We start from the raw sequence: 10,140 nt of genomic DNA, 5'->3' as shown, positions 1-10,140 counted from the left end.
TTGCCCAAAACCACACGACTAAACTAAAATACCTACCGGACCACCTCGTGGGGGTGGATCAGTCGAGTTTGATGCGGGACGGATCAGAAATGAACCGCTTCAGCTCGGCGTGAGATCCGTTGTCGAAATGGGCGTGTACCAGATCATGACGGATTTTATTGGCCTGCCGACCAAGCCTGAATGCGAAATCGTGCAGACCGGTCACTTCGACAATTATCTAACCAAAAAGGAGAAGTAACATGCGTAATGTGCTGAAGAAGACCCTGTTTGCGACCGCTGCCGGCGGTGTTCTCGCCCTCGGCCTGTCGGCTGGCTCGGCGCAAGCTTTCGACAAGAGCTACTGGCAGTTCTATCTGACCGTCGACCCGTGCATCGATATTCGCCTGAATCTCGATCCCTCGTCGATGACCACGGTGGAACTGGAGCAGCTCTCCGTGGGCAATATCGTTGCCACCTCCACGGTGCACGATATCGCTGTGGAACAGCCCGGCAGCAAGATCAAGACCAAGGGCAAGTGGGGCCACAGCTACGTGAGCAGCGGCGCCCTCGACGCTGTGCACGAGTTGGGTGATCTGGTGAGCTCGGCCACCGCCGTGGCCAACAACATCAGCGTCACCGCCGACACTCAGGCCATGTTCACCGATCTGAGCCAGATTGCCCGTGGCACTGGCGGCAGCTTGGGTGAGGTGACTGCCCGTTCCACCGTGCGCACCATCCGCAACCTGACCGTGGATAGCACGGCCACTGCGGTGGGCAACAACATCAACCTGGAGAATGCGCTGGCCAACCTGCAGGATGCCACCCACGTGGCCAATGCGGTGCAGACCAACCGCATGGATGTGACGGCCCTTTCGGCCGTGCGCGACGTGAAGATCTCCAACTTCAAGAACATCGGCGGCGTTGAAGGCCCGCTGGTGAACTCTGTCGCCACCGCCGTTGGCAACAACGTCAACATCTCGGTGATGAAGAAGTAATCGGCTTGGGGGGTGAAGCGATTCACCCCCCAACGACCGCCGGATTCCATGCAAATACTCAATATGCCGGATGATTGCGATCTCTGGCTTGCAAAGGGAGAGTTTGAGATGAAACACATGGCTTGGAAGCTTTTGCTTTCCGTTGGCGCCTTCGTGGTCTTTGGCGCAGATCAGAGCGCACAGGCGCAGATGCTGATGGGCAGCGCCCCGTATAACTTCCCCGCTCGCAACAATTCTTTCGCCGCGCAGGCGCAGATCACTCAACAGCTCGGCGGCAGCGGCGATGGCAGCGGCGGATCTGGCGGCGGCCTGGGCGCTTTGCAGCAATACGTCTACAGCTCGTCGTCAACATCCATCGGCAATTACAACAGCGTTACGGTTGGCAACAATTCTCAGGTAACCGTGAAGGGGGACCAGGATAACAATGGCAATCAGGGCGCTGATGCGAGCACCGAAGTGAGTATCGGCGATAAATACAGCCAGACCCGGAAGGGTGGTTATAAGGGCCGCAAAGGGCATCATCCCGACGGCGACCGCTGAAGCAGCTTTGCTGCTTCAGTCTGCCCTGCGCGGAACTATGCTTCAGTATGTATCCGGAGGTTGGTCATGGTTGTTTCATCCCGCACTTTTCGTTCCATGCTGTTTGCCGCCAGTGTTCTTGCCGGCATTGCTTTGCAATTTCCTGTCATGGCGCAGCAAGTGACAGGCAGCATGCAAGAGGCTCTGCAGAAGGCTGAACAAGGTGATGCCGAGGTGCAATATGCCGCGGCCTATGCGGCCCTGAGCGCGGAAGATACGCCGGAGGAACTTCTTTCGGAGGCTGTCCGGCTGTTGCAGAAATCAGCTTCTGCCGGCCATGCGGCGTCGCAATATTTGCTTGGCGTTGTGTATCTGAATGGCCATGGCGTAACCCGGAATCCGGCGCTTGCCTGGCAATCTTTGCAGGCCGCTGCGAAAAGCGGCAACAATGAAGCGCGTAATGCACTCGGGCAGATGTTGCATAAGGGCAATGGCGTGCCCCGCGACCCTGCTGCTGCGGCCGAATGGTTCCGCCTGGCTGCTGCCGAGGGCAACAACGAGGCAATGGCCAATCTCGGATTTCTCTACATGAACGGACTGGGTGTCACCAAGGATCTGCAGAAGGGCTTGGAATTGACACAGACGGCCGCAGATGCAGGCGTTACCGAGGCGCAGCATAATCTTGGCTGGATATATGAAAAGGGTGAGGCTATCGACAAGAATATCGCCGAGGCTTTGCGCTGGTACTTGCTTGCGGCTGAAAACGGCTATGGTCCGGCGCAGCTGAATGCCGGCTTCATCTACGCTACTGGCGAGGCCGGTGGTGAAATGCGCGAGCAGCTTACCCAGGCCGTGAAATGGTTTGCCCTTGCCTCCACCTCGGCCGACAGCAAACTGCAAAACACCGCACGGGGCGCCATCAAGCATATGGTAGAGCGGGTGCCGGCGGAGATTATCGATGGCGGATTGCAGGCTGCCCGCAAATGGGCGTGGACACACTGATGCATACCAATCCGGCATACGATGTTCGTTCGATTGCGGAAGGCTTCCTCTGCATGACCCGATATATGATCTATTTCTTCGGCAGATCAGAGCGGATCGTGGACGAGCTTCGTTACGATGGGCTCTCGGAAGAAGACGTTATCATTGCCGCCGAACGTATTCATGCCAGCCGCCAGCCATTCATTTCCGGCTTTGAAATCTGGCAAGATACGAAACTTGTTTGCCGCAAGGTCAATCTGTGCACGCCGCGTCATACGCCTCGTTAGATGTTTTGTGTGAATGGCGTGCATGGCCTCATCAAATATTGAAGTTTGCAATTTTTGATTACAAAGCGAGTAACTTTTTGTTGTTATAAGAATGTACAATGCATATATTTGATTATCATAGCGTGTATTTAGAGAAGCTATAGAGATGCGGGCAAAAGCTGTCCTTTATACTGACAGTAATTCGGTGATGCGGATGTTGGTGGCTGATACTCTGTGCCGCATTGGCCATGAGGTAACGGTTGCCGCTACTGGCGCTGAAATGCTGGAGGCAATGGGCAGTGAGGCGTTGCTGCTTCAACCGCGCTTCGATGTGGTGTTGCTTGGCAATGTTGATCCCGGAACAGCCGGCATGGACCCGCATATGCTTTGCGAAAGTCTGCGCAGCCAGGGCGGAAAATTTGTTGAAATTCCTATTCTGGCTTTGGTCGCAGACGGCACTTTTTATGATCGCGGATATGCCGCAGCGTCTGGCCTCACCGAAATCTTCACGCAGCCACTGGATTGGCCGCGCCTGCTGAGGAGGATTGCCAATCTTCCGTATCAGGCACGTACAGAATATAGCTATTCCATTATAGAAAACGAACCTGAGGCCAACATTCTTGATCTTACCATGCTGCAGATGATGAAGATGCGGCGGCCGCCTGAGCATATGCGCAGGATTTTGAATGTTGCGATCGATACTGTGGAAAAACCACTGGAGCAGTTGCGTCAGGCCTATGAGCAGAAGGATCTGGAGGCCTTTCATAAGGCAATGCATATCCTGAAGGGGATGGCCGGGCAGTTGGGCGCGGTGATGATTGCGGCCTTGGCCGAACGCTTCGGGCAGATCAGTTCGACCGATTTGGAATCCGCTGCGCCGCTTTTGGTGGAGTTACAGGCTCTGACCGAGGATATGCGGCAGCAGTTGATTGCGATTCGTGCCAGCCTGGACTAACCGTGGCAGAGATGCCGTGTCTTGATGCCAATCTTCTCTCTCCTGTTCGGCAGCATATTATGTGTATTGTTTAGGCATGGTAATTCGCGAATAAAAGTCCGCTGATTTTTGCAGTAATAAAAGAAATTCATGATAAAAACTCGAATATATAAGTTGAAGAATTTCTTTGCATTTCGGTTTAATTCTAGAATTCTCGATTAATTAATTTGGAGGCTAAAATACTTTCATGCCGGCGGCTAATATATGTTTTTCGATTTGATTTACACGAATTAAGGGCGGACGTGCCGTTTTCCTCAAAATAAAGTGCAACCTGGCCTACTCGATATTAAACTAAGTTGTCTTGGTTGCTTTAAACCGGGACGCTGCGTTGCAATGCAGACAGTTTGTGGGGTGGGAATGTTGCTTCGCTTCCCTGGCTGGCCAGGTCGTCCATCGCTTAGAACATGCCTTGTGGGCATTGTTTTGTTGGTTTTGTTTCCCACGCTCGGCGTTGTGGCGATGGCTTTGTTTCGTGCTGGCGAATCCTATCGTGAGGCTTCAAGCCAACGTCTGCTCGAAACGGCGCAAATGGTCGCCCAATCCGTTGATAGCGAGTTGAATGCAACGGCGCGACTTATCCTCGGATTCGCTGAAATCCGCCGGCATGATCACCCAAATGATGCTTCGACGAATACGTTGCAGGCCTTGAGCCCCTTCATGGGTGTGGGGCTGGACATATATTCAGTTGCAAACGATGGCAGCATAAAGCCTGATCCGGGGCAAGATCCGGAAGTCGTTCGGGTGATTACCGAGGCGGCATCTTCAGGGGAAATAAAGCTCTCCAATATCGTCACCGCGCATGAAACCCAGAAGGCAACAATGCGGCTACTGGCTGCTGTGCCGGATAGGATGGGCGTGCAGGCAGTAGAGGTTGCTGTATTGGCGACCAGTCCTTCGGTGATGATTCAATCTCTTTATCGGCCGAATGTTTCATCATCATCGGCAATTCTAGCCGTTGTCGATGGGACTGGACGCATTATCGGCCGCACTGTGGATGGCGAACGATTCATCGGCAGGCCGGTGCCGGATTGGGAGCGCCTCGTTGCTCTTGGTGCGGATAACGGAGTTTTTCGCGCAAAGACTCTGGAAGGTGGCGAGGTCGTCTTAGGCTTCCAGAAGATAAGCGGTACTCCGAACTGGTTTGCCGTGGCCGGCGAAACCGCCGCAAGCTTCGATGGGCGCTGGCAGCAGCCGATTTATGTGATGCTGGTGGCGTCCAGCATTACCATTTTGGTTGCGCTTGCTTTGGCGATTGCTCTGGTGCAGCGTATTTTGCAGCCCGTAAGCCGGCTGGCCAGGCGTGCGCGCGCCGTTGCGAATAGCCAGAATGCCAGCAGCAGCAAGATCGTCGTCGATATTCCTCCATCCTTCGTGTCTGAATTTGAAACCCTTCGCATCAGTCTGGATGAAGCGGAAAAGGTTTTGCAAAAAACTTTGCTCGAAAGCCAGCAGGCGGAGCTTTTGGCGCGAGAGAGCAGCGAAGCGCTGCGGCAGGCTGAAAAAATTGCCCGTATTGGCAGCTGGTCGCTGGATCTGGAGACAAACAGTTTCACCAGTTCGGATATGCTCTACGAACTCAACCGGGTCGATCCAAATGGTCCGCCTCTCACGGTTGAAGGCTTATCCGCCCTGCTGGCGCCCGAAAGCTATGAGCGCGTAACAAAAGCCATAAATCATTGCGTGGCAACCGGCGAATCCTATTGGCTGGAAGTGGAGCATTTGCGCGATGATGGCACGAGCTTTCCGGCCTATGTGCGTGGTGGCGCGATAAAGGACGATACCGGCCGCATTATAAAACTAGCCGGTACGGTACAGGATATCAGCGAGAGCAAGGAGCAGAGTGATCGCCTGGTGGCGCTGGCCGATAATCTTCCAAGCGGCGTGATATTCAGGCTTGAGCGTACGCAAGAGCGGAAATACAGGGTTGTTTACGTCAGTGGCGGCACAGAGCGTTTGACAGGGATTCCCGCCGCGCAGATCATGTCTAATTCAGATGAAGTGCTCCGCGCACTCCATCCAGAAGACCGCGGCGGCATTCTTGCGGCACTGAAGCAATCGCGCAAACAGGGCGACATACTGGATTGTGAATGCCGACTTATAACCAGGGATGGGCGTACGATATGGGCGCATTACCGTGCCGCCGTCCGAAACCTGGGTGATGGGCGCACAATCTGGGACGGCATTGCCCGCGATATTACGGCCGAACGTGAAGCCGCTGAGGCACTCCGACTGGCGAAGGAAGCTGCGGAAGCTGCAGAACGCTCAAAAAGCGATTTCCTGGCGACCATGAGCCATGAAATCCGCACGCCGATGAATACGGTTATTGGTATGGCGCGACTGGCGTTGCAAACCAGCCTCGATTCCAAGCAGCGCAATTATTTGGAGAAGATAAACGCTTCAGCCAAAGTATTGCTTGGTATCATCAGCGACATTCTGGATTTTTCGAAGATAGAGGCCGGTGGCCTCGAATTGGAAACTTCGATTTTCACAATCGAGTCCATTTTGGAATCGGTGGCGACGGTTACGGTGTTGAAGGCGGAGGAGAAGGGGCTTGAAATAGCCTTCTCGGTACAATCCGGCACACCTACCCGCTTCAAGGGCGATGCTCTGCGACTTGGGCAAATTCTTACCAACCTTGTTGGTAACGCAGTAAAATTCACCGAACATGGCGATATCCTCGTTTCCATCGCGCCGGTAACGTTGCCAGCAACATTGTTATCCAAGGCTCAGGCTGCGGAGAATGCAAACCGTTGTTTGCTGCAATTCTCGGTGCGTGATACCGGGGTTGGGTTGAGCGAAGATCAGATAAAGGGATTGTTCCGGCCCTTTACCCAGGCAAGCATAGACACTTCGCGGAAATATGGCGGCACCGGGCTTGGCTTGGCCATTTGCAAGCGCCTTGTGGAAATGATGGGCGGTAGCATACGCGTTGAAAGCCAGCCAGGTGTGGGCAGTACTTTCATTTTCACTGTGGCGCTGGAGCGTGTGAAAGAAGAACGCTTGGCCACTGCCTTGGCAGAACAGAGCGGCGGGAATCTTCAGAATCGCCGCATCCTGATCGTAGATGACAATGAAAATGCCCGGGTTGCACTATCCGAAATGGTTTCCAATTTTGGGATGATCACGGAGGCCGTATCGTCAGGCGAGGAGGCGCTGAATCTGTTGCGCACCAGGGCAACGGAAGGAAACAGCTTTGATATCGTGCTGTTGGATTGGCGGATGCCCGGGATGGATGGGCTGGAAACCGCGCGGCATATCAAATCGGATTTGCACCTGCGAAAAATGCCGGCCGTGCTGATGGTGACCGCCTACGGCCATGAAATTGTGATAAAAGCGGTGGAGGAAATCGGCTTGCATGGCTTGTTACTCAAGCCGGTTACACAATCTGTCATGTTCAATACTGTTTTGGGCATCCTGTCCAATGAAATGGAAATCGCAACGGCCAAGGAGGTGCCGTCGGCCGCAATGACCCAGAATGAAGTAACGCGCGCGCTTACCGGCCGCCGCGTTCTGGTTGTGGATGACAATGCTCTGAATCGCGAGGTGGCGTCTGAATTCCTGAGCCTGGTTGGCGTGGAAGTGGAAACCGCAGTGGATGGCCTGGATGCTCTAGCCAAGATGGAAGAGAGCGACTTTGATGCGGTTCTCATGGACATGCATATGCCGAATATGAATGGCCTTGCGGCAGTGGAAAAAATCCGCACATACGAGAAATGGGCGGATTTGCCTGTGATCGCATTGACTGCGCAAGCGCGCGTGGAGGATCGCCGCGCTAGCCTTGAGGCCGGCATGACTGCGCATTTGACCAAGCCGATCGATGAGGCGACCCTCTATCAAACGCTTATGCAGGTTTTGGATGGCAGCCTGCCGCCGACCGATCCGCAAGGCGACGGGAGAAACGTAACGTCATCCGATATCGAAATGGAATCTCTTAAGCAGCGATTCGGCGGCGACCGGCAGCGGGCGGAAAGAATGGTCAACAGCTTCTTGCGGGATTTCAGCGAAGCGCCAAGGCAATTCGATGCGCTCTATCAAGAAAGAGCATTGCCCCAGGTGGCGGAATTGGTCCATCAGATAAAAGGCGCGGCGGGTTATTTCGGCGTTTCAGATTTTTGCGAGATCGCAGACATGTTCGAACGCACGATCCGCAGGGGGGATAACGCCATGGCAGATAACCTGGCGCCGGTTTTCCGGGCCCATTTGATCGAGTGTTTGGACAAATTGAGCCGAGTTCTCAAGGATTGAATCGAATAGGAAGAGCTTGCTGCAGCCCGGTTTGCAGCGGTTGATGGCCGCGCTGTTCAGCCTTCTCGCCGCATCTTGCGGATCAACGTGGCCACATCGATTTTGAGATGCCGCGCGGCTTCGCGCTTACTGCCGTATTTGGCAACGGCCTGGCCGATTACATCCATTTCGTAAGCCTGCACCATGGATCTCAGGCCATCGGATATATGCGCCAGGTTGGGCATGGCGGTTTTCTGCGTCGGGTCGGCAGGGGTGCGCATTTCCAGGTGCATATCATCGGGCAAATCCTCAGGCCGGGCGATTTCGTCGGCCATGATCGCCAGATGCTCAAGGATGTTGCGCAATTCGCGAATGTTGCCGGGATAGTGATACTCCAGCATAGCTGACAGGCAATCCTCGGAAAGCCGCAGTGGAGAATGCCGGGTTTCATTCACGTCTTGCAGCAGCAGATGGATCAACTCATTCAGATCGTCACGCTCGCGCAGGCAAGGAATGCGGATGGTAAAATGCGACAGGCGGTAATAGAGATCGCGGCGGAAACTGCCGGCGGCTACCATTTCGCGCAGATTGCGATTTGTGGCGGCGATGACATGTGTGGCCACATGTTTGCTGGCAGATGCGCCAACGGGCTGAATGCTGCCATCTTCCAGGAACTTAAGCAGCTTGGCTTGGCTGGTCAGCGGTATCTCGGCAATTTCATCCAGAAAAAGCGTGCCACCCATGGCGCTTTCGATATAGCCGCGCTTACCATTCTGCAGAGCGCCGGTGAAAGCACCGCGTTCATAGCCGAAGACTTCCGATTCAAAAAGCGTTTCAGGGATGCTGCCGCAATTCACGTGCACGAAGGGACGGCCCTTGGCGGCAGCGCTTTTGTGGATGTATTGCGCAATTGCGGTTTTGCCGACACCGGATTCGCCCAGGATCAGTATCCGGGCATTGCGATTATATGCAGTAATGCTTTTGGCCAAAGACTCTGCCGTGGGCCCTGCCAGAAAGGTGGTGCGGGCTTCGGCGCCAGGCGCTTTCCGTGTGATGCGCGCCGCGTCGTCACCGTTCTGCTGTTCGCGCATGAAAAGAATGGTTAGATGGCGATTTGCCTCACCGCTATTGATGATCTTGCCCTGCACATGATAGCTGGCCAGACCCTTCCGGTCTTTCAGAATGGTGAGAAAGGCTCCAGCCTCCGAGGCGGCCAGAAAACCTTCCAGGTCAACGGCGCTGCGCGCCGGTAGGCGATCCAAGAACCGGCCTTCGATTTCCTTGCGCTCAAGGCAAAGCATTCTTGCAGCGGCTTTGTTGGCCAGTAAGATCTTGCGGTCGGCATCGGCAACCACGATGCCATCGCCATGCACATCGCAGAAGGCTCGAAAGGCTGCGCTGCTTACGCATTGCGCCAACTCAGCCCAATTTGCCATGCCGCCATCGATTACACCGATCTGCAGAGGAGGGAGGTTGGTTGCCATCAACATGCCGTCACTCCATTGCTAGGGCGAGGAAGGCGCCTGGGCCTTGTGATCGATTGCAATCACGATCCAGGGCTGGTCGTCATCACCCAAAACACGATCCAGATGGAAACTGTATTGGCGCTTCAGCCCGTCAAGGCCGGTGAGTGCCGCGCTGTGCCAGCCGTTTTTGTCAGACAGCGCCAAGAATTGCTCATCCACAGTCTGATCCTCACCGAACAGACGCTGAAATCCGGTATTACGCCAAACCGCGCGGCCATTGCCATCCAGCACCAGCACAGCTTGCGGCATGGCGTTGAAAACACGCGTCCAGGAAAGCAGCTTCTTCTCCGCCTCGTTTTGCGCATCGCGCTGCGGGCTGATGTTGCGGCAATTGCCCCAGATGCGCAGCAGCCAGCCATCATGGATATCGGCACGCACATCATTATCGATGAAGATGCTACTGCCATCGTGGCGACGATCTACCGAAATTGCATTGTTGACGGCAAAGCCGGATGAAATGATCTGGCGCACGAATGCTTCATTGGCAGGGCTGCGGGGCCAGTAAAGCCGTACGCTCTGATCGTTCAACTCAAGATGTTCGGGCAGTTGATAGAGTTGCGCCATAGCCCGATTGCACATGCGCCAGATCGACGGATTGCTGAAGACTTGATCGACAATATCTTCGTCCGGCCGGCTGATATCCACCGGTTCGGTGA

At 54.8% G+C, this 10,140-nt stretch carries 8 protein-coding genes; 6 read left to right on the top strand and 2 right to left on the bottom strand.

From position 1 onward, the window contains the following. Positions 1–239: 239 nt before the first annotated feature. From KF827_RS19130 to KF827_RS19105, 6 genes are all read left to right on the top strand, one after another. Positions 240–974 carry a hypothetical protein gene (locus KF827_RS19130; protein WP_291009089.1) on the top strand — a complete coding sequence of 245 codons (735 nt, stop codon included), beginning with the start codon at positions 240–242 and terminating at the stop codon, positions 972–974. A gap of 48 nt (positions 975–1,022) precedes the next feature. Next, on the top strand, positions 1,023–1,514 hold the full coding sequence (locus KF827_RS19125) for a hypothetical protein (protein WP_291009086.1): 492 nt from the start codon (positions 1,023–1,025) through the stop codon (positions 1,512–1,514). Between the two features lie 66 nt (positions 1,515–1,580). Next, positions 1,581–2,495, top strand: coding sequence for a tetratricopeptide repeat protein (locus KF827_RS19120; protein WP_291009083.1), 915 nt, complete (start codon positions 1,581–1,583; stop codon positions 2,493–2,495). Continuing rightward, entirely contained in the window at positions 2,477–2,761 is a 285-nt protein-coding gene (locus KF827_RS19115) for a hypothetical protein (RefSeq protein ID WP_291009081.1), read from the top strand. Before KF827_RS19120 ends, KF827_RS19115 begins: the two co-directional genes overlap by 19 nt. Positions 2,762–2,906: 145 nt before the next feature. Beyond that, positions 2,907–3,695, top strand: a complete 789-nt coding sequence (locus KF827_RS19110) for a response regulator (RefSeq protein WP_291009078.1) — start codon at positions 2,907–2,909, stop codon at positions 3,693–3,695. A 450-nt stretch (positions 3,696–4,145) separates the two neighbouring features. After that, positions 4,146–7,979, top strand: coding sequence for a response regulator (locus KF827_RS19105; RefSeq protein ID WP_291009075.1), 3,834 nt, complete (start codon positions 4,146–4,148; stop codon positions 7,977–7,979). A 56-nt stretch (positions 7,980–8,035) separates the two neighbouring features. Here the strand turns inward: KF827_RS19105 and KF827_RS19100 are convergent, their stop codons facing one another. Further along, entirely contained in the window at positions 8,036–9,448 is a 1,413-nt protein-coding gene (locus tag KF827_RS19100) for a sigma 54-interacting transcriptional regulator (RefSeq protein WP_291009072.1), read from the bottom strand. A gap of 15 nt (positions 9,449–9,463) precedes the next feature. Further along, the coding region (locus KF827_RS19095) for a PAS domain-containing protein (RefSeq protein WP_291009070.1) at positions 9,464–10,140 on the bottom strand (677 nt) is incomplete at its 5' end.

Origin of the sequence: Ferrovibrio sp., from assembly GCF_019636075.1 — a bacterium.
GTDB lineage: Bacteria > Pseudomonadota > Alphaproteobacteria > Ferrovibrionales > Ferrovibrionaceae > Ferrovibrio.
This window is presented reverse-complemented; position numbering and strand designations above follow the sequence as displayed.